Raw genomic sequence first — 20,989 nt, 5'->3', positions numbered from 1 at the left:
CTTCGGCAGTGCGTCAATGCGAGCGAGGCGCGCGCGGTCATCGTTCTTCCTGGGTCGGCAATGCGCGAGGCGGGCTCGTGGCACCAGACTGCGGCTCAGTGAACCAGGCGCTGGCCGGTTCCCGAGTGGAGCAGGACCCGCGCCATTGCCGCGGCGACCAGGTTTCCCCCAGGCTCCATGGCCTCGTGGATCATCCTGTCCCGGTCCGCCGAAGGCGCGGCATCGGCCGCGGACTCGATCAGCAGACGCGAGCGGATGTCTGGCTCCTCCGCCTGTGCCAACCCCACCTCGAGCGCCTCCCGTGCCTCGTCCTTCCGGTCGAGCGCCGTGAGCTGCCGGCCCAGTTGCAGTTGAAGCTCGGGCACTCCCGGTGCCTCGCCGATGGCCTGGCGCGTGAGTCGCAACCGGTCCTCCGCGCCCAGGTTCGGAAGCTCGAGCGTGCGCATCACGGTGAAGGCCCCGTATGGAATCCTTCCGGCGGCGATTCCAGCGGCCAGCCAGCGCTCGGCGCGACACCGGTACCAGCCCGGCGCAAGCGCCTCCACCTCGTCGTACCAGGCCACGGCCTCGCTCGCGCGCTGGAGGTGGAGGAGCGTGACGGCCCCTTCGTAGCGGGGCTCGGGCGAGTAGGAGTCGATACGCCGTGCCTCCTGGAAGAGCTCAAGCGCCTCCCCGTAGCGGCCCTCCCCGCCCAGCTCACGGCCTCGCTCGACCAGGGCCGTGGTGCGCGCCAGGTCGAGTCGATTGCGGCAGAAGATGAATTGCAGCCTCCCCTCAATGAGCGCGGGCAGCTCGTCCAGTTCGAGGGTGACGCTGTCGAGTTGCGCCACCACCCGATTGAGCGGCTCACCGGCCCGGACGATTTCGGCGACGTTCCGGATGCGGCGGGCCCGCGAATCCTGGCCCACCTGCTCCAGCGCCACCGCGAGTTCCCTGGCCACGCCTGCCGCATCCCCTCCCTGTCCCAGGTAGCGGTGCGCCTCGAAGCTGTTTTCCAGGTAGACGACGACGCCCTCGTTGTCACCGGCCCTCCGGCACAGGTCAATCGCCTGCCGGAAGAGCGGAAGCGCGGTCTCCGCCCGGCCCTCCTGGTAATGACACGCGGCCATCTGCCCGGAGGTCATGGCCTTCATGGACTCGGCGTTTCCTCCCGACAGGCCCTGGATTCGCTCCGCCTCGGGAGTGAGCAGCGATAGCGCACCTTCGAAGTCCAGCCCGCGCATGAGCGTGTTGGCGCGCTCCCGTGTCTCCTGCCAGCGCACGATGGCGTTATCGGCGGGAGTCCCCATCATCCGCTGGAACATTTCGGGCCGGTTCCGAGTCTGCGCGAGGCACTGAGCGATGCCGATGAGCCCCTGGCCATAGCGCTGGAGGTGTGTCGGCTCCTTGCGGACGCTCTCGGGAACCGTCAACCAGGCAGGGTAGTGCTCGAGGAGCAGGGCTTCGTGCTCGGCACAGAGCCGGATGAGCGCGGCGTCATCCTGTGATTGCACGGCATCGAAGAGGAGCTCGCGCACAGCCTCGGGCGAGGTGGGTGCCGGCCTGACCACGCGACCGAAGAGGCGATTGAAGAGGCCCATGAAGCAAGGATACGCGAGCGAGACCCTTTCACGACACTCCGATGCACTTCTTTCCTCCCCGTGCCGACCCAACCTCGGCCGCTGCGTCCTGAGCGCGTCACGGCCTTGTCGAACCGTGCGTCAATGCGAGCGAGCGAGGCGCGCACGGCAGAGGCGACAAACTTCCTGACACAGGGGGGGTAGCTGGCCCGCCCCTCACATCAGCGCGAGATCCGTCGAACGCATACGGTACACGCTCTCAGCTCGTTGCCAAAAGGCCACAGGACGGAGGGGCCACGCGCCCCTCGTGGGAGGAAAGAGCGAGCTGAATGGCACTGTGTTCGAGTCCTCCGACTTCCTCCGCATCCGATGGGCCTTCACCGTCCCGAAGGCCCGAGCGAAATTCCGCTACTCTCCGACAGATTTCACCCTGTCGAAAGACTACGCGGTGAAGGTGACGGACTGGCGCGCCGTCCCGAATGGGAGCGACTGGCGGCCCGCCCCGACGTACGACCTGAAGCGGTACGGAGTCTGGGCAAAGTCAAACATCCGGGCCCCGGCGTCCTCCATCCCACACCGACACCGGGCCTTCTTTGACAGAGGTTGCCGACTCCCTATCCAGGTGTCAGGATTCACAATCCGTGAAGGAGAGGGTTTCCGGCAGGACCCGCCTGAGGCATCCGACCTGGAAACCCAGAGGAGAACCCCGTGAAGAGAATCCGATGGAGTGTCGCCGCACTGCTGCTGGGCCTCGTGGGTTGTGGAAGCATTGAGGAGGAGGCCCCCGCCGACGCGCTCCGAACGCAAGCAGCCACGCTCCGGAGCTGTTCGAGCGACCTCAACTGCAGCAGCTATTGTCAATGTCGAAGCGGCGCCTGCGTGCCGGCGGACGTGATCCCCGGTCCGCCTCCTCCCACCATCGACTGCGACGCGCCGCCCCTGCGAACCTGCTCCACGGGCGCGGATTGCATCACCGGCTGTGGATGCCAAAGCGGCGTCTGCACCAGGAACGTCCCCTCGTCCAATGCCAACTGTCTGCTGGTGCCCCCGGACGCCTTCGAAAACGACGACACGCACCTCACTGCCTCCGCGTACGGGGCGCCGCAGCTCAAGCACACCTTCCACCGGGTGGGCGACGTGGACTGGATCCTCGTCTACACGCCGGTCGCCCAGGTGATGACAGTGCAGGCCTACAACGTGGGCTTCTATCAAGGGCTCCGTGTGGAGCTCTACGCCTACGATTACAATAACCGCACCCTGGGCGCGCGGCTGGCCAGCGGCCAGGGGCCTTCGTGTGATCCGTTCTATCCCCAGTGCCGCAACGTCACCATCACGGGTAATGTCGCGGCCCAGGGCGCCTACGTGGTGAAGGTGACCGACCTGCGCACTTTACCGCAGGGGGACTACGATACCCTCACCCCGGGAAACGAGCCGCGGTACGACCTGCGAATGTACTGACCGCCCCGCCTTCGCTACCGCGTCAGAGGCGGAGCGGCACCTCTTCAGCCGTTCCGCCGATGAGGCGCTTCGCGATGGTGAGGGAGAAGCCCGCGCGAGCAAGCGCTGCCAGCTCCCACTGGCGGTTGTCCGCGAGCTTGCCGACGCTTCCTGGCTCCGCCAGCTTCTGCCTCGCCCATTCCTCGCCCGGATGCTGCCGTCAGGCTCGAATACGCCCAGTCAGGTCCGGTACCGCTCCGCTTCATGGAAGAACTGCGTGAGCGAATAGTCCAGCAGCGACTGGCGGGACGGCAGGTACCGGCGAGCACGGAGGAAGGGCAGCCAGATTCGCTTGCCCACTCGCACCTGGGACGCTTCCATCTTCTGCCTCAGCGCCCACGTCCCTCCCAACCGCCGAACCAGCATGCCCCCTTGGTAGGCGCCTGACGCCGGTATCGTGTGTCCGTCGAGGACGTCGCGCGTGTAGCGCTCGGGAAAGTGGGTCTTCCAGAAGTGGCAGTCGAGGTCCGTCAGGAACTCAGGCGTCTCCTTCATGATGGAGGGCACATCCATCTGAAGCACGGCCACGAGACCTTCGGACAAGTCTCCGTAGGATTCGAGGACGCGCTCCGGATTCGACACGTCCGAGAGATGGGCGACAGGGAGCCACTCTTCTTGCACAGGAGGCCGGAAGGCGTTGAGTTCGGCAATCTTCCATTGTCGCTCGCTGATGGCGAACTCGTCCAGCAGTCGCGAGAGGAACGGCGCCACGTCGGGGTGGAAGCGCGGCGTGAAGCTGATTGCTCCACACCGCCGGGGCCGCAAGCGCAAGGCCACGCAGGATGGGTGCAAGCTGCGGCGCTACACGCGACGCTGGAAGGTGGAACGCTTCTTCGCGCGGCTCCACTTCTTCCGTCGCGTCGTCACTCCCTGACACAGGGAGAGTCCTCCGCCGGGACGTTCGGCGGCACATGAAGCTGATAGGTCCTCGCGCCATTGAGCCAATCGCCTCTTCCGTCCTGGAAAGCGGCCGAGCACTGCGAGCCAGCGCCGACGACTGGTAGCGAGGCCGCCGCGCTCGCGCTCGTGGCCTGATAGGTGAGAGGTCAGCACGCGGAGAAGGCCGCCTGCGGCGCTGACTGGCGCGCTCTTTGGACATGGGCGAAGTGGGTGGTGCTGTCCCTGACACCACCCACTTCGCAGGCATGACAGCACCTGACGCAAGTCAGGGCTGATCTGGCCGTTAGCAAGGGGCATCCTCAGATCAAGCCGCCACAGCCAGCCAAGACCTGGCAAGCAGACGGACTCGAGGACCTCATCCCGCTGTCCACCGGACAATCTTCACATCAACCTGAATTGATGGCTATCCAAGAATTTCATAGAAATCATGTCGCTGCCATGGTTGGCGGTCACTCGCATCCAGTACTTGAAGGAGTCTCGACATGAGGAATCGCACTGCTCTGCTGGGATGGGTTCTTGCCGCCGCGTTGGGAGGCGCCTGCGGTGCTGGCGGAGATGAACCCTCCACCCCGGAGTCCATGGGAACCACCGAGTCGTCGCTGGCGCCCGTTGAGCTCAACCAGGCTTCTGGAAGCTGCGACTTGGGGAACTACGTCACCATCGGCTGGGACAGGGGAGAATACGGCAGGGGATCATACAACAAGGCCACCGACAACTTCTGCATCTGGGATGAGAGGGAGGACAGCATGCGCGTCGGCGTCCACTGGAAGCTCGGGGACGGCTCCCGCCAGGGCATCTGTTACTTCACCGGCGGGAATGGGAACAGCGGGCGATGCAACAAGGATCTTCCCGAAGGAAAGCATCTGGACATGCGCATCGGTCGCTGCAATGGCAGCATCTACCCTTGTAACGCCCCCTCTGGCGCCGGCTGGCAGTGGGACCCCTCGGACAGTGGCACGTCGACCTGACCGGGCATGAGCACGGGCTGGAGGGTGCGTGGCATCCTCCAGCCTGGCGGCTGCGTCAGTCGCAGTGAACACGGAGGACGTCGACACTTGCCACTGAATTCTCGACGCCAAAACCCGCGGACAGATCCAGGCACTTCCCTGCCGAGGGCTTGGAGTAGACGGGACCGGCGTAGGTCGTGAACTGGCCAAAATCGAAGTCATCCCAGCTGCCGGACGTGCTGGAGACCCGGATGGAGACAGTGCGGTTCATCTTCACGCCGCAGTTGGTGTAGCACTCCGCTACGCCGCAATTACGCGTCCCGTTGTAATAGAGATTGTAGTGACCCTTCACGGCCCCCTTGTTGTTCTTCATCGGGTACGTATCGATGAGGCGGTAGCCAGCACCACACAGGTTGGTCGCCGCCTGCTGGACGCTCCCATTGGAGACTGCGGTCTCCGCTTCCTGCTCCTCCGGTCCGCAACCGCTTGTCACCAGAAGGCAAGCCGTGGAGAGGGAAAGGATCGCTGCGAGGGCATTCATTCTCATGGAGATTTCCTGAAGGAAGGTGGAAACCTGATCATACACATACCTCATGACTTCCAAGAAAAATCCCTGACGCGCGAGCCGTTCGGCTGCATCGTCAACAGTCCATGCTTTTGCAAGTCCTGGGTTCATGGCGAGGAGCCTGTGCCTACCCCAAATTCAGTCGCTGCGTCATGAGCGCGTCAAGGCTGCGTCAAAACGCGCGTCATGACGTGAGCAATTCGCATGACGAGCCATGGGTCTTCCCTTCCGTTTGACAGAGGTCCGGGTTTCGGCAGCAGAAGCGCCGCATGCGAAGCTCGAGTTGCACGGCGCTCCCTGCGGCGGGCAGGTCCGCCGGACGCCGGACATCGCTGCCATGCACCCAGGTACTGGGCGTCTGGCAGGAGGGACACCGGGCACCAGTGCCCTCCAGGTGAACCATGAGGACAACGTCCGTAACACCGCCGCGCGCCCCCCGCTCCACGCGACAGCCAGGAAGGAAGTACAGCGTTTCCATGCCCAGGGTGTATTCGCCCTGTTGGCCGCCTGCTGCGTCTCCCTATGCCTCCGAGGGGGACCACACGAAGTGCGGGAGAGCCACCAATGAGGGTGCCGCTCAAGGCCCCGAGCTCGATGTCGAGCCCGAGGCCTGCCTTGTCCCCGAGGGGACGCGCACGGCATGAACCAGAGCGGTGTCCCGCACCTGATCGCCGCGACGGCCAAGGACCTACGTCTCATTCCCCAGTGACGGCGGATGGCCTGACTCTCACGGGCCTCCACGAGCACGACCACCGCGCGTGTGGGCGTGGAACCTGAGCAAGTCACCCGCCGCCGCGTAAGGAAGGAGTCATTTCAAGGGTTTGGCCGCGGGGCAACGCGAGCTGACCGTGCGGCCCCTGTCCGGTACCTCTATGCATCCCCAATCACCGGAGATGGAGCACATGGAATGGTCCACTGGACAGAGGCGCTGGCTCGTGAAAGTCCTTCAACCGGAGAGGACCGTCTCGTCGCTTCCGGGCGGCGGCAAGGTATCCGCCGAGACGTGCGCCGCCTTGCTCGGCCTCGAGCCGGAGACGTACCGCGCCGAACTCGCTCAGAGCCAGAAGGGCGCAAGAGAAGCCGCACAGGGGCTGCTCGCGGAACCCGAGTTCAGCCGGATGCTGGAAGAACTACCGTTGCGCAAGCGCGCACGCATTGTCACGTTCGGCGACAGTCACACGGCGGATCCTCAATCCTGGGCGGTCATCCTCCAGGAGCTGGTGGCTGCTCAGCGTCCCCATGATGAGGTCTCGGTCGCCATCAACGCTGTAGGCGGTGAGACGACCACGCATGGGTTGGTGCGGATAGGGAACGCCCTCATCCAGGCGCCGGATTGGCTCATCTTCTTCATCGGCGTGAATGACGCGCGGACTCAAGGCCCGAACGCGGGCAAGACTCTCGTTGACGCCCGTGAGACCGCGCGCAACCTCGAGGAGCTTCGCTCCCGTGCCGCACAGGGGACGCAGGCACGTCGCCTGTGGATGACGCCTCCCCCGGTCCTTGAGGAGCGCGTGGCGAAGCACTGGGGGCTGTCCCGCTTCGGAGTCCACTTCCGCAACGAGGACGTCCGCCGTGTCGCGGAGGCCATCCGTGCCCTCGAGGAGCCCACGGTCGACCTCTTCGCGGCCTTCGGCGCATCTCCACCGCCTGAGCTCTTCACGGAGGATGGCCTGCACCTTTCGCTCGCCGGTCAGCGAATGGTCGTCCTTGAGCTCATGCGAACCTGGAGCCGCGCTCAATGACATTCCTGGTGACTGGCGCGACAGGTCATATCGGCTCTCTCGTCACCCATCGCCTCATCAGAGGTGGGCATCGTCCCCGCGTCTTTGTCCGGGATGCAGCCCGAGCACGGGCGCTGTTCGGCGACGAGGTGGACATGCACGTCGGCGACCTGGCCAGGCTAGGCCCCGCGCTACGGAAGGCACTCGCCGGCAGCGACGGCGTGTTTCTCCTCAACAGCGGGCCACGCCTCGCCAGTCGGGACCGAGCCGTCGTTCAGGTCGCCGTGGATGCGGGTGTCAAACACATGGTGAAGCTCTCGACGCTGGACGTCCGGACCGGGGTGGGGACCGGCCCATGGCACGCGCGCGGCGAGGACGCGGTCCGGCAGAGCGGTATGCCGTACACGTTCATCCAGTCAGCCGCTTTCATGTCGAACGTGCTCGGTTGGGCGCAGTCGATTGCCACGGAGGGGGTCCTCCGTTCCTCTACCGGGCAAGGGAGGAGCGCCTTCATTCATCCCGACGACCTCGCCGACGTCATCACCCACGCACTCACGACGGGCGAGCACATGGGAGAGTCACTGGTGGTCACCGGACCCGAGGCGCTGAGCTACGCAGCCATGGCGGCCAGGATTGGCGCTGTCATTGGGAAGAAGGTCCGCTACGAGGAGCTCTCAGACGAAGAAGCCCACGAGGCCGCACTCAGATACGGGGGTGGCCGGCGGTATGCGGACGCTCTTGTGGACATCTGGCGTGCCATCCGAGAAGGCAGACTGACGACTGTCTCTGACGGCGTTGAGCGGCTCCTCGGCCGCAAGCCCCTCGCCTTCGACCGCTGGCTCAATCAGAACGCCGAAGCCTTTCAGTGAGGAGTCATGGCCGGTCCAGGAAATGGAGGACCGTCCGGATGACTTCGCCCTTGGCGCGAGCAACCGTGAAGGGAGGGCGCGCCTGGGGCACGGCGTGTACCAGCGACTCGACCAGGTGAGGCATGACGAACAACATCCGGTCGCCCGCATGCGGGCGGGACGTGCCGACCTCGGGCGATGGAATCACCCGCTCGAATGCCATCTGAAGGGCTTCCTTGAACCCGAGCGAGGAAGCCGGGACCGCGGCGGAGACCATCTCGTGGAGCTCCGGTTCTACGATGTGGGCATCCACCAGTCCTTCCACCAGGCAGGCCGCGAACTCGTCGAGGGTGCTCGAGGCGCATTGTGCGACGGCACGCTCCATTCTGTGCTTCACATCCTCCACATGGCGCTCATGAAGCGCATTGAAGATGGCCTGCTTGTCCGGAAAGTACTGGTACAGAGAGCCGATGCTGACCCCCGCCACCTCCGCGATGCGGTTGGTGGTGACCGCTCCTGCTCCGTGCCGCTTGAGCACCCTGGGGACGGCATCGAGGACGGCCTCCACCGTCTGCCGCGAGCGCTCCTGCCGCGGCTGGCGGCGACTCTGCGTGCTCTCTTCGTTTTTCATCCGCGGACCTGTTCAGAAACTACCACGCCAGGGACGGCTCAAGCCACGGAGGCGGGGGACTCTCACCGCGCTCATCACGTCATTTGTGCTCAAGCAGGAGAAGGGACCTGTCTGAGCGTGCCGTGCCCCGCCTGTCGTGGGGGCCACTTCAGAGTCAGAGAAACGGCGCCCAGAGCGAGGGCCCCACGGTGTTTCGAGAGAGCCACTCGGCGGCCCCCCCTCCTCGTACTCGCTCGTAGTCGGGTGGGCTCAACGGAACCAGGAGCAACAAGCGAACGCCGGGGCCTCCGCCCATCTCCACCTGGCCCCCGTCCGCGAGCACGAAGCCCCCCATCCCCCGCTCATGATTCGGCGTGGCCACCGTGTCGCACGGCTTCCACCCGACGGTCGACTCATGCACGCCGCTCGCGACACCACCGACGAACCGCAGCAGTTCGAAGGAGTGGTCCGGCAGCCACGCCCCAATCTCCACGCGCGGACAGTCCACGCACCCGGCATCCCCCTGGGCGAGCCGCCCGAAACCATTCGTGACGAGGAGAAAGCCCTGGCCATCGTGCCGCTCGCGCACCTCGACGGAGTGAGGAGTCACATCGGGATTGTTCGAACGGACGTCGACCCGGAGCTCGCTCGGAAGCAGCGTGTCGAGCCCCCGGTCGAACAGCGCCTGATAGGCATTGAGCGCGAGCCTGGCGTCCGGCTCGCGCCAGGCCAGCTCCGGGTGTTGCTCCTCCTCCGGCACGAGCACCAGCTGCTCTCCGTCGTCGGACACCTCGTAGGAGATGACATCCGATTCCCACGAGATGTCCAGCGGCCATGCGCCCACGCGGAGCCGCAAGGGCACATGGAGGTGCTCCCCCGCCCGCAGCTCCCGGTTCTCTCGAATCATGCGGTACGCGGCGAAGAGGACCGCTTCATGTCGCCGCTGCCTGCTCCATGGGTCATCGGCCTTCACGGAGACGGCGACATCGGGGAGGCCAAACACGTCCATGCCGAACGTGCCATAGAAGGTCGTACCCTCGTGGGTGAAGGGCCCCACGGCCAGCCAGGCACTGAAGGGACGGCACTCGTCGTCGTCCAGCTCCCCGAGCATCCTCACGAACTGCTCCGCCGGAACGACGAGGTTCCCCGCGCGGTGCAGCACCACGCCCGAGCCATGTTCCAGGAGCCATTGCGTCAGCATGCTGAGCTTGCGCGCTTCGCCCTTCGGAGCCCACACGTCCCACGCGTTCCCCACGATGAGCCGCTCCTGGCGATGCACTCCTGGAAGGCCGATTCCCAGCCCGATGAAGGCGCACCCGAAGTCGAAGTCCTCCGGCACGTCGGTCGTATCGAGCCCCTCCGTCGGAAACGCGCCACGCCCCGCATAGGTGAGGAACTCCGTCCCCTCGACGAGGAAGGACAGGTCGCGCTCGGTCCTCAACGCGAAGCCCTCGGGCAGGCCCCGCTCCCGCGCCCACGCCTTGAGCGCGAGGTTTCCCTCGGGTAGCGGCGTCCGCAAGAGCACCGTGACGCTGGCGAGGCTCCGAGCCGCCGCGGCGGCCGCCGCGACTCCCTCCACGCGAGCCGGCAGACCCAGGCGCTCATCCCTCGCGGAGAGCAGGCCGTCATAGCTCGGGTCAGCGGAGTCCAGCGTGACACGACTCGCCCGCCAGGCACCGAGGCGCTCGGACACCTCCTCCAACAGGACGGACGCGCCGACGACGGGTACGAAGTCCTCGCATGCGGTCCTTCCGAACGGCAACTTCTCACCACTCTCCAGTTCCAGCAGACCCACTTCGTCCGCGAGCTCGAACGAGAGGATCCGCGCCTTCGCGGGAACCCTCGGGGCCGGAGGCAGCTCCACCGCGGGCGCGGTCTGCCTGGGTTTGAAGAAGCGATCGAAGAGTCCCATCGTGTCCGTCCTCGACTCCAAGCCTTCCGGCGTCACCCATCGCGAAGGCTCGCCGCCCGGCGCGCACGTGCCAGTCTCGCGGGCTGACGATGTAGCCGAGAATCGATTGAAATTGCCACTGTGCCGTACCCAGACGCATTCAAGGCGCGGAGGGTGAAGCGGACAATGGGCCCGAACGTGGTGAAGGCGGCGAGGGCCGCGCGCCCCCCAAGCCCCTCGGCCGGCAACCATGCGTTGCCGGCCGAGGCGGACGCCCGAATCAGTCGCTACAGGTGACAACTCAGATACTGCGCCGTGGTCGAAGCCGTGTTCACGGCGCAGAACAACACCTTGCTGGCGGTGTTCCCCCAGGAGTCCTTGACAGTGACTGAGAACGGCAGGTCCGTCTGGATGGCCCCGGTGCCCGAGATGCTCCACTGATAGGAATAGGGCGCCTGGGTCAACGTGACGTTGAAGCCGGGAATCACCCCTCCTGAGAGCACGACGGACTGGACGCCGCGGGGGTCCGCCACCGTCCCCGCCGAAACGAGGTACGAGCGGCCCGCGCCGAACACCGTGAGGTTGTACGAGGGCGGCGTGTTGTCCGCCGTCACCGTGCGCGTCTCCGGCGCACTGGAGACGCCATTGACGTCGGTGCACTGGAACAGCACCGTGGAATCGCCGTCCACCCGAGCCGTGGTGTCGACCACGAACTCGTAGGGCGCGGTGGTGTCCAACTGGGTGACGAGACCATTCTCACGCAGCTCCACGTGGTGCACGCCCTCCGTGTCGGTGCACTGCACGGTGAACTTCGGCTTCTTCGGCTGGCTGTCGTCCCGGGTGATGGCCGTGATGACCGGCGGGGTGAGGTCCTTGATGAACGCCGTCTGGAAGTTCGCCGGGTTGCCGCACGCATCACTCACCAGGGCCTGGAAGGTATGCGCGCCCGCGGCCATGGCATCGCCGAACTCCAGGACGAAGCTCGGTGTCGTGGGCTCCGCCACCCGGTTCCCATCCACGTACAGCGCATACGGATACGTCAGGCCGCAGCCGTCGGAGACTCCCACGGTCAGCCGCACCAACGAGCCCACCTGCGTCTTCGTGAAGGTCACCTGGGGCGGACGACGGTCGAGCGGCGCCCCCCAGGACGTCGTGCCCTTGTTGCCGAAGACGTCCGTCACCTCCACGATGAGGTTGTGGGCCAACGGGTCGGTGGGCGTGTAGCTGGCCTGGTACGTCGTCGCCGCGTTCGTCCGCGTGGCGAACACCAGGCCGTCCACCTTGAAGTCCACCCGCGCCACCGCCGAGGCGTCCGTCACGGTGACGTTCACCAGGAAGGGCGCCTCGTCGCCGGAGCCCACCGTCATCGCCACGGTGGGCGGCGTGTTGTCCACCTTCAACGCGTGGTGGAGGACCGTGACGTTCATGTACTCGTCGTAGGCGCGGATGTTCAGGTCGTGGGTGCCATCAGTCCAGGTGGAGGTGTCCAGCGTGGCCACGTAGGGCGGGACGAACAACCCGACCAGGTATTGGCTGCCATCGGTGAAGTCCACGATGCGGATTCCAGCGGGGTCCGTCGCGGTGACCGAGATGCGAGGTTGCTTTGGTGCGCCGGAGACGATGAAGGATGCAACGGGTGGAGCCTTGTCCAGGGAGACCGTCACCATCCGGGTGGCCAGGTTCTGCCAGTAGTCCCACGCCTGCAACTGGACGGTGTGGTTGCCACTCGCCAGGGCGGCGCCTGGCAGCGTCTGCGTGAACTGCCAGCCGGACAGCGTCTTGATTTGCGTGCCGCCGTCCACCACCAGGCGCGGCGCGGTGGTGTACTGCCCTGGGACTTCCGCGTCGGTGATGGTCCCCGTGCATTCGATGTCCTGGAGCACCTGCCGACAGCTCAGCGTGGTCTGCGGCGGCACGGAGTCCGGCTTGAAGCCGACGTTGACGGCCGCGAACGCCCGGGCCACGGCCAGCATCCGGGGTCCTCCCTGGACGCCGTCGCGCGAGGTCGCCGCCGCGAGCGCCGCCTGGCGGGCCTGCACATAGTCCGTGCCCACGGGCATCAGCTGCACCGCGAGCGCCCAGATGCGCAGCGCCTCCGTGGGGCCCACGCCGGTGAACCCCTCGGGAACCCGGGGGCAGTACCACGCGCTCGTGGACTGGGTGCCACAGCCATATGAGAGCAACAGGAACATCCGACTCAGCGGGCCCGCGGAGTGGTGCTCATCCTCGAAGCCGATGCCGTCGAACCACTCCTTGAACGGGGGCGACAGGAGGTCGCGGGACGCGGTGCCCGTATCTTCCCCCACGGTGAGGTTCGACGCCTTCACCACCACCCCGTCGATGTTGGTCGACGACGGCGAGATGCGCCTGGCGTCCCGCAGCAGCTCGGTGACGAAGCCGAAGATGTCCCCCGTGCCCTCGTTCAACCCGCTCTGCTCCGAGCGATCAGACGGAACGTCCGCGGGGTCCCCCGCCAGCTCCCGGGCGAAGAAGTCATGAGCCAGCTCATGGGCCACGATGTCCGTGGTCGTCATCGGGCTCTTGGGATTGGCCGTGAGGCTGCGATAGCCGAACCCCACGGCGGGCGAACGTGCACTCGGGTAGTAGAAGGCGTTCTCCGCTTGCACGTGCAGCCGGACTTCGAAGCCCGCTTTCCCAGCCGGGCCATTGCGCCCCAGGAAGGTCTCGTAGACGGACCACGCCAGTCCCACGGCGTGGTAGGCGTCCACCGCCGCCGTCTCCCCATTGGCGCTGAGGGTGCCAGCGCCGCCATAGCGCAGCCCGTCGCCGAAGGTCGAGTCCGCGCTGAGGTACTGCTCGTAGCCAAAGCTCCGGGGCGGCACCCGGATGAGGCCGACGTACTCGTTGTTGTATATGTCGGTCAGCCAGGAGGCCGCTTCCACGGAGTCATACAGCACGGAGAGGGTGACCCTGCCCGCGTAGTAGCCGTTGCCGATGCCCTTCCGGCGTGTCTGGGTCGCGGCGGTGCGCTCGAGCGGTGCCAGGTGCAGCACCTCGCCGGAGCGGGCATCCACCTGCGCCATCCAGCGACGCCGGAAGCCTCCTTCCTCTCCATCGGTGAAGAGATTCACCCGGTAGACGAGCCGCAGCCCCGTCACCACCCGCTCGAAGTCCTCGGCGTTGCGCGCGCCGGTGAAGCTCGGGGCGGCATCCTTGCGCAACCGGCGCTCTTCGCGGGGCAAGAGCACGAGCCGCGAGGACTCCACGCTCGCGGTGGCGTCCCGCATGGCCGCGAGGGCCGCGTCCCGGGCCTGGGCCTCGGTGAGCCGGGCCTCCGTCTCCACCGCGCTCGTGGCCTCGAAGCGGACGTTGGAGAGCAGGGCCTGCCCCTGCGACGTCTTCGCCTCCAGACCCCAGATGGGGACGCCCCGGAAGTGGAGCGCGTGCCGCACCCCCTCTCCTTCTGGGACTACAGACACCTCCCGCAGGTCGAAGCCGCGCTCCACCGCGAGCCGCTCGACCCGGGCTTGCGCCGGAGCCTTGTCAGGCGCCGGTTCTTCCGGCGACGTCGGACCACAACTTGAAACAATCAGAAACAGGCCGCTGAGCAGCCCTTGGCGCAACCGCATGGCACTTCCCCCTCTGTTGCTGGGGACAAGTGTCCCCATGTATGGGATTGCCTGAATGTTTCCGTTCTGGCAACCCCGTCCACGGCGTGACGCGGCCCGACAGGGTGCCGCATCACTTCGCACGAGAGCGGGTCGTGACCCACCTCTCCCGCGTGAGTCCGCGAAGGCTGCCTTGTTCGAGTTCATCGAGGTGTTCCACAACCGCCAGCGGCGGCACTCCGCGCCTGGCTCCGTCAGCCCTGTCGGGTTCGAGAAGACCGCCTCACAGGTGCCGCTGGCTGCTTGACCCTCCTGCCCACCCAACCCGAGCAAGCGCAACTGCTGGTGCGCTGGGAGAAGCCGCGAGGACACCTCTCTGGGAATGCCGCGCCTCGCGGTGGGCATCATCACCTGATTCCGCACGCTCCTCCCGAGATAGGCTCTAAGCTCCAGGATGTTGGCCCCTCAATTGCTTTGGGCCGAGGCAGCCCCCCGTCTCGTCACTGGAAGCCGAGCACCCATGCGTTCCCGTCCCTTCGTCCCTGTCCTCCCGGCCGCTTCCACCTCGTCTGTCCGCCCCAAGGAGGTGGCCCTGTGAGCCGCATCGCGGGATGGGTGTTGCTGGTGCTGGCGCTGTTCGTGTCGTACCGCCCGGCCGAGGCCGCGCAGGCGAAGAAGACGCAGGCGCAGAAGAGCAAGGTCGCGGTGCTGCGCCCGGAGGGCCGCCAGGCGGATGCGCTGCGCAGGGTGCTGACGCAGGAGCTGGGCAAGAAGGGACGCGGGCGAGAGGTGCTGCCCGCGAAGAAGGTGGATGCCCAGGTGAAGCTCATCCGCGGCGGTCCGAAGACGGATGAGCAGCGGCAGGCGCTGGCGAAGAAGCTCGGCGCGGACGTGCTGGTCCTCGCCTCGGTGAAGGGGACGAAGCGCTGGGACGTGGAGGTCCGCGCCTACTCCGGCAAGGACGGCACCCTCCTCGCGGAGGAGCGTTGGGACGTCCGCACCCAGCCCGCCTTCCCCGACGTACGGCGCGAGCTCGAGCCCAAGCTGGGCGCGGCCCTGAAGGCGGGCCCGGAGCAGCGCCTCCCGCCCGCCGCCGTCACGCCTCCGACGCCTGTCTCCGAACCGGAGGTCGCGCCCCCTGCCCCCATCGCGGAGGCACCGCGCCCGGCGGTGGTGAAGCCTCCCCCGCCCACCGTGAAGAACGACGAGCCGCCGGTGAAGCCCGAGCCGAAGGCAGCCGGCCCTCTCAACCTGGACGGCCCCATCCTGGAGGCGCTGCTGTCCGGACAGGGGCTGTTCCGCCGCTTCAACTTCTCGGGCAACAACGCCAGCGAGCTGCCCGACTACAGCCTCAACAGCGCCGCGGCGGTGAGCCTCGCGGTGAGCTACTTCCCGCTCTCCCACTTCACGGATGGGGTGGTGCACAACCTGGGTATCGTGGCGCGGGGCTCACGCTCGCTCGGGCTGTCCACGCGGCTCCCGGATGGCTCCAGCTACGGCACCACCGCGCAGCTCCTGGAGGGAGGCCTGCGCTTCCGCCTGCCGCTGCGGTGGCTGGAGGTCTCCGTGGGCGCGCTGTACGGCACCCACTCCTTCGCGATGGAACTCCCGCCGGAGAGCACCTTCGCCCTGCCCGACGTGGACTACCGCTTCGCGCACGTGGAGCTGGGCCTGCGCAAGGCGCTCACCGAGCGATGGGCCATCGCCGCGCGCGTGGGCTACCAGCACGTGCTGAGCGGCGGCGAGCTGTCCTCGGACGACTACCTCCCGGAGCTGAGCGGCTCCGGACTCGATGGCGAGCTCGCCGTGGAGTTCGCCCTGACGCGCATGCTGGGTCTGCGGATGGGCGGAGAGCTGCGGAGCTACTCCTTCACCGCCGACGCCGCGGAGGGAGCCCCGGTCTTCGCCAGCGGCGCCAAGGACCTGTACTTCAGCGGTCAGCTCGGCGTTTACCTGCGGCTGTAGCACCGGCGCATTGAGGGGGTCTGTCCCCCACGCATGTGGCGCCTCCTCCACACTTTCGCGCGAGGCCCGCACGAAAAGTCGGGCCTGATGAAACGCGGATGCACGCGTGACACGAGTTTTTCAGTATCCGTGTCATCGGGCCATGTGACCGACGCGCGTGCGAGTCACGGCTACATTGACAGGAACGCGCAATCCATCCGATTGCTATGTCTCCCAATCATGGAGGCCCTCGTGCCGAGGATGCGGTCACAACGGTTGTCACGAGAGCCAGTGGAGCGGGGACGGTGGTGGCGCCCGGTGGTGCTCGGGCTGGTCTTGAGCGGGGCTGCTGGCTGCGAAGGAACCATCTCCAACCCGGAGGGCCCCGGTGGAGGGCCCGGCCCCGGCACGCCCACCGTCATCGAGAAGCCAGCCCCGTCGGTGCGGATGGCGCGCCTGACGCACGTGCAGTGGACGAACAGCGTGCAGGAGCTGCTCAGGCTGGACGCACCGCCCACCCCGCTGGCGGGCACCTTCCGCGCGGACCCCGCCCAGAGCGGCTTCCTCTTTGACAACGATGCGCGCGCCCTCTCCGTCGACGAGGCCCTCTGGGGCGCCTACCAGCGCGCCGCCGCGGAGCTCGCCGGCCAGGTGACGACGGACGCGACGAAGCTCGCGCGCCTCTTGCCTCCGTCGGCCGCCACCAGCGAGGAGCGCGCCCGCGCCTTCGTGGAGTCCTTCGGCCGGCGCGCGCACCGGCGCCCGCTGACGTCCGAAGAGGTGGAGAGCTACCTCGGGCTGTACCGCAAGGGACCCCAGGCCTACGCGGACATGGCGGCCTTCGAGGGTGGCATCCGGCTGGTGCTCGAAGCCTTCCTCCAGTCGCCCCACTTCCTCTACCGCGTGGAACAGAGCACCCAGGCCGTGCAGGACAGGGTGCCGCTCGACGACTACGAAGTGGCTTCGCGGCTGAGCTACGGCCTCTGGAGCGCCATGCCGGACGACGCCCTGTTCGCCGCCGCGAGCGAGGGCACCCTGCACTCCCGCGAGGGCGTGGCCACACAGGCACGGCGCATGCTCCAGGACGCGCGCTCGAACAAGGTGGTGGAGGCCTTCCACCGCACCCTCTTCGACGTGCCCCGCTACGCCGCCATCCGCCCCTCCCTCACTCGCTACCCCCAGGTGTCCGAGCGGCTCGGGGAGCACGCGGCCCGGGAGACGACCCTGTTCGTCCAGGACGTCGTCTTCTCCCGCAAGGGCGGCTACAGCGACCTGCTCACCTCGCCGGCCACCTTCGTCAACGACGAGCTGGCGCGCGTCTATGGGCTGAGTGGCACGTTCACCGCCGACTTCGTCCCCGTGACGCTGGACTCGCGCGAGCGCAAGGGCGTGCTCACCCAGGTGGGCTTCCTGGCCGCGCACGCGACGTCGGTGGACCCGGACCCCATCCACCGCGGCGTCTTCGTGTCCGAGCGCATCATCTGCCGGAAGATTGGCGCGCCGCCGGCCAACATCCCGCCGCTGCCCGCCCCCCAGGGCCGCACCAATCGCGAGGTCGTCGCCTCGCACACCGAAGCGCCCGGGTCCGCGTGCGCCAGCTGCCACTCGAACCTCATCAACCCGCTCGGCTTCCCCTTCGAGAACTTCGACGCCATCGGCGGCTACCGCACCACGGACAACGGACATCCGGTGGACGCCAGCTCGACTCCCAACATCAACGGAGAGAGGGTGCCGGTGCGCGACGCGCTCGACCTGGCGGACGCACTCGCGGCCAATGAGTCGGTGCATGCGTGCTACGCGCAGCACTGGGTGGAGTACCTCCACGGGCGCCCGCTCTCCCACGAGGATGGGCCGCTGGTGGAGCGGCTCGGAAAGCGGTCGAAGGCGGGCAACCTGTCCATCGTCGACCTCGTCGTGGAGGTCGTCACCAGCGAGGGCTTCGTGAATCGCCACCCGGAGGAGCTGCCATGAAGCTGAGTCGCCGGATGGTGTTGAAGGGCCTGGGCGGGACGATGCTGAGCCTGCCGTTTCTCGAGGGGCTGATGCCGAGGACCGCCCGCGCGGCGGACTCGGGGGCACGGCCGTACGCCATCTTCTTCCGGCAGGCCAACGGCGTCGCCTCGGCCCAGACGACGTCGGAGCTCGGCGCGGAGCCGGAGCGCTTCTGGCCGCGCACCCTGGGGGCGCTCACCGCGGAGAGCATCGCCGGGCGGGCCGTGGGCGTGCTCGATGACCACCGCGCGCACCTGCTGCTGGTGCGCAACGTCAACATGAAGGACTACAACTACGGGGACGGCCACGCCCGCGGCGCCATGCAGGGGCTGACCGCGCGGGGCCCCGTGGTGGAGGGCGCGGGCGGCGGCTCCGAGTCCGGAGGCGAGTCCATCGACCACCGCATCGGCCGCGAGCTCAATCCGCAGCAGCGTGACTCGCTCGTCTTCTACGCGGGCCGGCGTGGCGGCTGGCTCGGGGGGCCCTGCCTCTCCTACCGGAGCAGCAACGTGCGCCGGGCCGCGCTGCATGACCCGTGGAATGCGTACCAGACGATGATTGGCGGCCCGGGAGGACTGACTCCCGAGGCTCGCGAGCAGCTCCTCGTCCGGCAGCGCAGCGTGAATGATTTGGTGAAGGCCCAGCTCCAGGCGCTCCAGCAGCGTCCCGAGCTGAGCGCGTCAGACCATGAGCGCCTGGACCTGCACCTGTCCAATGTCCGGGACCTGGAGGTCGCCCTGAGCTGCCGCATGCGCGCGGACCAGGAGCTCCTCCTCCAGCAGCAGGCGCCCGGCTATGACAGCACGGACGGCACCGAGGTGCTCGCCACCGCCAGGCTGCACATGGACATCGCGGTGATGGCGATTGCGTGCGGCACCAACCGCGCGGCCGTCATCCAGGTGGGCAACGGCAACGACGGCGACACGCGCTACCGCGACCCGGGCACGGGGCAGTTGATGGAGAACTTCCATTACGTGTCCCACCGTCGCTCGTCGCACGACGCCAGCGGCGGCATCATCACCGGCTCGGACCTGCTGCATCACCACGTGGACGTGCAGTTCGCGAGCGCCTTCAAGCACCTGCTGGACCGGCTGGTGGCCTACCAGATGCCGGACGGAAAGCGACTCATCGAGCACGGCGTGGCGGTCTGGTACAACGACCTGGGCAACGGGCCGGCTCACTCGGCGCGCGATGTGCCCTTCGTCCTGGCGGGGAGCTGCAATGGCTTCCTCAAGCAGGGCGTCTACGTCGCGGCGTCGGGCGGCGGCAATCCCAACCACAACCGGATGCTGAACACGATTGGCACCGCCGTGGGGCTGAAGAACGCGGCCGGTGGAAACCTGGACGACTTCGGCGACCCGGCGCTGACCAAGGGCGTGCTCTCCGAGCTCATCGCCTGAGGGGACGATTGCGCCCTGCTCCAGCGTCCGGCGCTGGAGCAGGCCCTCCCCCGTCCCTCAGTAGAAGGTGATGGTGAACTGCTCCCATTGCCCCACGGATGCGCCGGCGGCATACACCCCGCCGTCGCCACCGTTATCGGCATACAGGTAGCGGGGGTTGAGGAGATTGTTCGTCGACAGGGCCACGGTGTCTCCGGTGCCGATGGTGAGCAGGCCCGTGCCGGCGATCTTCGAGATGCGGAAGGTTTCATAGCTGCCAGGCGCCGTGGGGGTGGCTGTCACCTCCGCGCCGCCACCGTTCACGGCCATGACGTAGTTGCCGTTGACCGTCTGCAGGTGGATGAGGTCGCCGGTCTGCAGTTCGAAGCCGTTGCGGTCCACCAGTTGGAACTTCTCCCAGGGACCCACGGCGCCACGATTGGCGTTCACCGCGCCGCCGCCGCCGCCCTCGGCCACCACGTAGTGGCCGCGCAAGGCGCGCAGGGAGATGGTTCTCGAGTAGAGACGCGCCACGGTTGCCGCGTCCGTGATGCTCAGCGCATCGCGCTGCCCGATGGCCTGCCCCCCCAGTGGCTCGATGGTGGGGAGCCCATTCTTCGAGAACGCCGTCCTCGGGTAGTGCATGATGGAGCCGTAGTCATAGGCGAGGATGTCGTCACCGTCGGCGATCTGCTGGTTGAAGTTCTGCTCATAGCCCGCGGTGATGTTCTCGGGCCGGACGAGCACGTAGGTATTGCGGTCCTCGCGCGACTGCTCGTGCCACAGCCCCAGGGCGTGTCCGATTTCATGGATGACGTTGCCCGTGCTGCACCCGGCCTCCAGCCACACCCCTTGCCTGCCACCAATCCGTCCCACGTTGGAGCTGCACCCGGTGCCCGTCTGGAAGTTGACGTAGTTCGGATACAGCGCCGCGTTGAGCACGGTGCGTTGCACGAAGCGCAGGTGCGTACGCTGTTGCCAGTGAGTGATGGCGTCCGTGATTCGCACCTGGTTTGGCACAGCCGCGTCGATGGTGTAGGGCACCTCTGAGTTGGCCCAGCGATAGTTGGCTCCGGTGATGGCCACGCCCTGGGCGTGGACTCCCGGGGCGTCGAGACCTCCCCGGGCCTTCACCTCGCGCACGCGCGCCTCCATCTCCTCCACCGTGCCGAGAATCATGTCTCCCTCGAGGATGGCCAGTCCATCCACCTCGGCGTACTTCACTGGCACCAGCTTCCCTCTCGCGGCATTCCAGGTGTAGCCCTCGCGAACCGGGGCGCCAGCCGGCACCCGGGCCATCTCCGGGTCCAGGGCGGGACGCGACTCCAGTCCCTCACCACAGGCGGTGAGCAGCAGGCTGGGGATGAACAGTGCAACCAGCGCGGACTTCAATGTGCGTCGAAGCATGGTGCCTCCTTTCCGGAAGGCATTCCGGGAAACAGGAGACAACCACATCAGTCTGACATTTGTCGTTTGAAATAGAGAACCCTCATCAATTCGTGACTTGCCCCGGCGCAAGGGAGCCAGCAGAAGGCGTGGGAGGCATTTCAGCGCTTTTTGGGGCTCC

15 protein-coding genes and 2 pseudogenes are annotated in these 20,989 nt (G+C 67.1%); 9 read left to right on the top strand and 8 right to left on the bottom strand.

Features of this window, described 5'->3' with window-relative positions; genetic code table 11:
• Window positions 1-95: 95 nt before the first annotated feature.
• A complete protein-coding gene (locus tag G4D83_RS21740) occupies window positions 96-1,580 on the bottom strand; it encodes a tetratricopeptide repeat protein (RefSeq protein WP_163866719.1) in 1,485 nt (494 codons plus the stop codon).
• A gap of 858 nt (window positions 1,581-2,438) precedes the next feature.
• Here G4D83_RS21740 and G4D83_RS21735 point away from each other — a divergent pair.
• Complete coding sequence (locus G4D83_RS21735) at window positions 2,439-3,017, top strand: hypothetical protein (protein WP_163866718.1); 579 nt, start codon at window positions 2,439-2,441, stop codon at window positions 3,015-3,017.
• A gap of 219 nt (window positions 3,018-3,236) precedes the next feature.
• Here G4D83_RS21735 and G4D83_RS21730 read toward each other — a convergent pair.
• Window positions 3,237-3,788: pseudogene (locus G4D83_RS21730) on the bottom strand (hypothetical protein); the annotation flags it as partial.
• Between G4D83_RS21730 and G4D83_RS21725 the strand changes: the two are divergent.
• Together G4D83_RS21725 and G4D83_RS21720 are read left to right on the top strand one after the other, a co-directional pair.
• On the top strand, window positions 3,787-3,930 hold the full coding sequence (locus G4D83_RS21725; RefSeq protein WP_163866594.1) for a hypothetical protein: 144 nt from the start codon (window positions 3,787-3,789) through the stop codon (window positions 3,928-3,930). The pseudogene G4D83_RS21730 and the gene G4D83_RS21725 sit on opposite strands and share 2 nt — an antisense overlap.
• A 508-nt stretch (window positions 3,931-4,438) precedes the next feature.
• Complete coding sequence (locus G4D83_RS21720; protein WP_163866717.1) at window positions 4,439-4,924, top strand: hypothetical protein; 486 nt, start codon at window positions 4,439-4,441, stop codon at window positions 4,922-4,924.
• A gap of 55 nt (window positions 4,925-4,979) precedes the next feature.
• On the opposite strand, the gene G4D83_RS21715 is transcribed toward G4D83_RS21720, so the two are convergent.
• Window positions 4,980-5,579, bottom strand: coding sequence for a hypothetical protein (locus G4D83_RS21715; protein WP_163866716.1), 600 nt, complete (start codon window positions 5,577-5,579; stop codon window positions 4,980-4,982).
• 73 nt (window positions 5,580-5,652) lie between these two features.
• Window positions 5,653-5,871 (bottom strand): transposase family protein, encoded by a 219-nt coding sequence (locus G4D83_RS21710; RefSeq protein ID WP_240356482.1) that lies wholly within the window; start codon window positions 5,869-5,871, stop codon window positions 5,653-5,655.
• 418 nt (window positions 5,872-6,289) lie between these two features.
• Here G4D83_RS21710 and G4D83_RS21705 point away from each other — a divergent pair, with 418 nt between their 5' ends.
• A complete protein-coding gene (locus G4D83_RS21705) occupies window positions 6,290-7,210 on the top strand; it encodes an SGNH/GDSL hydrolase family protein (protein ID WP_240356481.1) in 921 nt (306 codons plus the stop codon).
• Window positions 7,207-8,058, top strand: a complete 852-nt coding sequence (locus tag G4D83_RS21700; protein ID WP_163866715.1) for an NmrA family NAD(P)-binding protein — start codon at window positions 7,207-7,209, stop codon at window positions 8,056-8,058. Before G4D83_RS21705 ends, G4D83_RS21700 begins: the two co-directional genes overlap by 4 nt.
• Before the next feature lie 4 nt (window positions 8,059-8,062).
• On the opposite strand, the gene G4D83_RS21695 is transcribed toward G4D83_RS21700, so the two are convergent.
• The 3 genes from G4D83_RS21695 to G4D83_RS21685 all read right to left on the bottom strand — a co-directional run bounded on the left by G4D83_RS21695 (window position 8,063) and on the right by G4D83_RS21685 (window position 14,128).
• Complete coding sequence (locus G4D83_RS21695; RefSeq protein WP_163866714.1) at window positions 8,063-8,668, bottom strand: TetR/AcrR family transcriptional regulator; 606 nt, start codon at window positions 8,666-8,668, stop codon at window positions 8,063-8,065.
• Window positions 8,669-8,822: 154 nt separating this feature from the next.
• Window positions 8,823-10,559, bottom strand: a complete 1,737-nt coding sequence (locus G4D83_RS21690) for a hypothetical protein (protein ID WP_163866713.1) — start codon at window positions 10,557-10,559, stop codon at window positions 8,823-8,825.
• A 266-nt stretch (window positions 10,560-10,825) separates the two neighbouring features.
• Window positions 10,826-14,128 carry an Ig-like domain-containing protein gene (locus G4D83_RS21685; protein WP_163866712.1) on the bottom strand — a complete coding sequence of 1,101 codons (3,303 nt, stop codon included), beginning with the start codon at window positions 14,126-14,128 and terminating at the stop codon, window positions 10,826-10,828.
• A gap of 151 nt (window positions 14,129-14,279) precedes the next feature.
• Here G4D83_RS21685 and G4D83_RS46285 point away from each other — a divergent pair.
• The 4 genes and pseudogenes from G4D83_RS46285 to G4D83_RS21670 form a co-directional block, all read left to right on the top strand.
• Window positions 14,280-14,414: pseudogene (locus G4D83_RS46285) on the top strand (IS3 family transposase); the annotation flags it as partial.
• Between the two features lie 287 nt (window positions 14,415-14,701).
• A complete protein-coding gene (locus tag G4D83_RS21680; RefSeq protein WP_163866711.1) occupies window positions 14,702-16,072 on the top strand; it encodes a hypothetical protein in 1,371 nt (456 codons plus the stop codon).
• Between the two features lie 240 nt (window positions 16,073-16,312).
• Window positions 16,313-18,022, top strand: a complete 1,710-nt coding sequence (locus G4D83_RS21675; protein ID WP_240356480.1) for a DUF1592 domain-containing protein — start codon at window positions 16,313-16,315, stop codon at window positions 18,020-18,022.
• On the top strand, window positions 18,019-19,443 hold the full coding sequence (locus tag G4D83_RS21670; protein ID WP_163866710.1) for a DUF1552 domain-containing protein: 1,425 nt from the start codon (window positions 18,019-18,021) through the stop codon (window positions 19,441-19,443). The genes G4D83_RS21675 and G4D83_RS21670 overlap by 4 nt, the downstream gene beginning before the upstream one ends.
• Window positions 19,444-19,500: 57 nt before the next feature.
• Here the strand turns inward: G4D83_RS21670 and G4D83_RS21665 are convergent, their stop codons facing one another.
• On the bottom strand, window positions 19,501-20,829 hold the full coding sequence (locus G4D83_RS21665) for a M12 family metallopeptidase (RefSeq protein WP_205522682.1): 1,329 nt from the start codon (window positions 20,827-20,829) through the stop codon (window positions 19,501-19,503).
• Window positions 20,830-20,989 lie beyond the last annotated feature (160 nt).

Source organism: Myxococcus eversor (assembly GCF_010894455.1).
Taxonomy (GTDB): Bacteria; Myxococcota; Myxococcia; order Myxococcales; family Myxococcaceae; genus Myxococcus; species Myxococcus eversor.
Note: the sequence above shows the minus strand (reverse complement) of the source record. Positions and strands in the feature narration are given on the sequence as shown.

Coding starts and splice junctions, on each gene's coding strand:
- G4D83_RS21740 (WP_163866719.1), bottom strand. CDS start 1,580: ATGGGCCTCTTCAATCGCCTCTTCGGTCGCGTGGTCAGGCCGGCACCC.
- G4D83_RS21720 (WP_163866717.1), top strand. CDS start 4,439: ATGAGGAATCGCACTGCTCTGCTGGGATGGGTTCTTGCCGCCGCGTTG.
- G4D83_RS21715 (WP_163866716.1), bottom strand. CDS start 5,579: ATGAACCCAGGACTTGCAAAAGCATGGACTGTTGACGATGCAGCCGAA.
- G4D83_RS21710 (WP_240356482.1), bottom strand. CDS start 5,871: ATGGTTCACCTGGAGGGCACTGGTGCCCGGTGTCCCTCCTGCCAGACG.
- G4D83_RS21700 (WP_163866715.1), top strand. CDS start 7,207: ATGACATTCCTGGTGACTGGCGCGACAGGTCATATCGGCTCTCTCGTC.
- G4D83_RS21695 (WP_163866714.1), bottom strand. CDS start 8,668: ATGAAAAACGAAGAGAGCACGCAGAGTCGCCGCCAGCCGCGGCAGGAG.
- G4D83_RS21690 (WP_163866713.1), bottom strand. CDS start 10,559: ATGGGACTCTTCGATCGCTTCTTCAAACCCAGGCAGACCGCGCCCGCG.
- G4D83_RS21685 (WP_163866712.1), bottom strand. CDS start 14,128: ATGCGGTTGCGCCAAGGGCTGCTCAGCGGCCTGTTTCTGATTGTTTCA.
- G4D83_RS21675 (WP_240356480.1), top strand. CDS start 16,313: ATGCGGTCACAACGGTTGTCACGAGAGCCAGTGGAGCGGGGACGGTGG.
- G4D83_RS21670 (WP_163866710.1), top strand. CDS start 18,019: ATGAAGCTGAGTCGCCGGATGGTGTTGAAGGGCCTGGGCGGGACGATG.
- G4D83_RS21665 (WP_205522682.1), bottom strand. CDS start 20,829: ATGCTTCGACGCACATTGAAGTCCGCGCTGGTTGCACTGTTCATCCCC.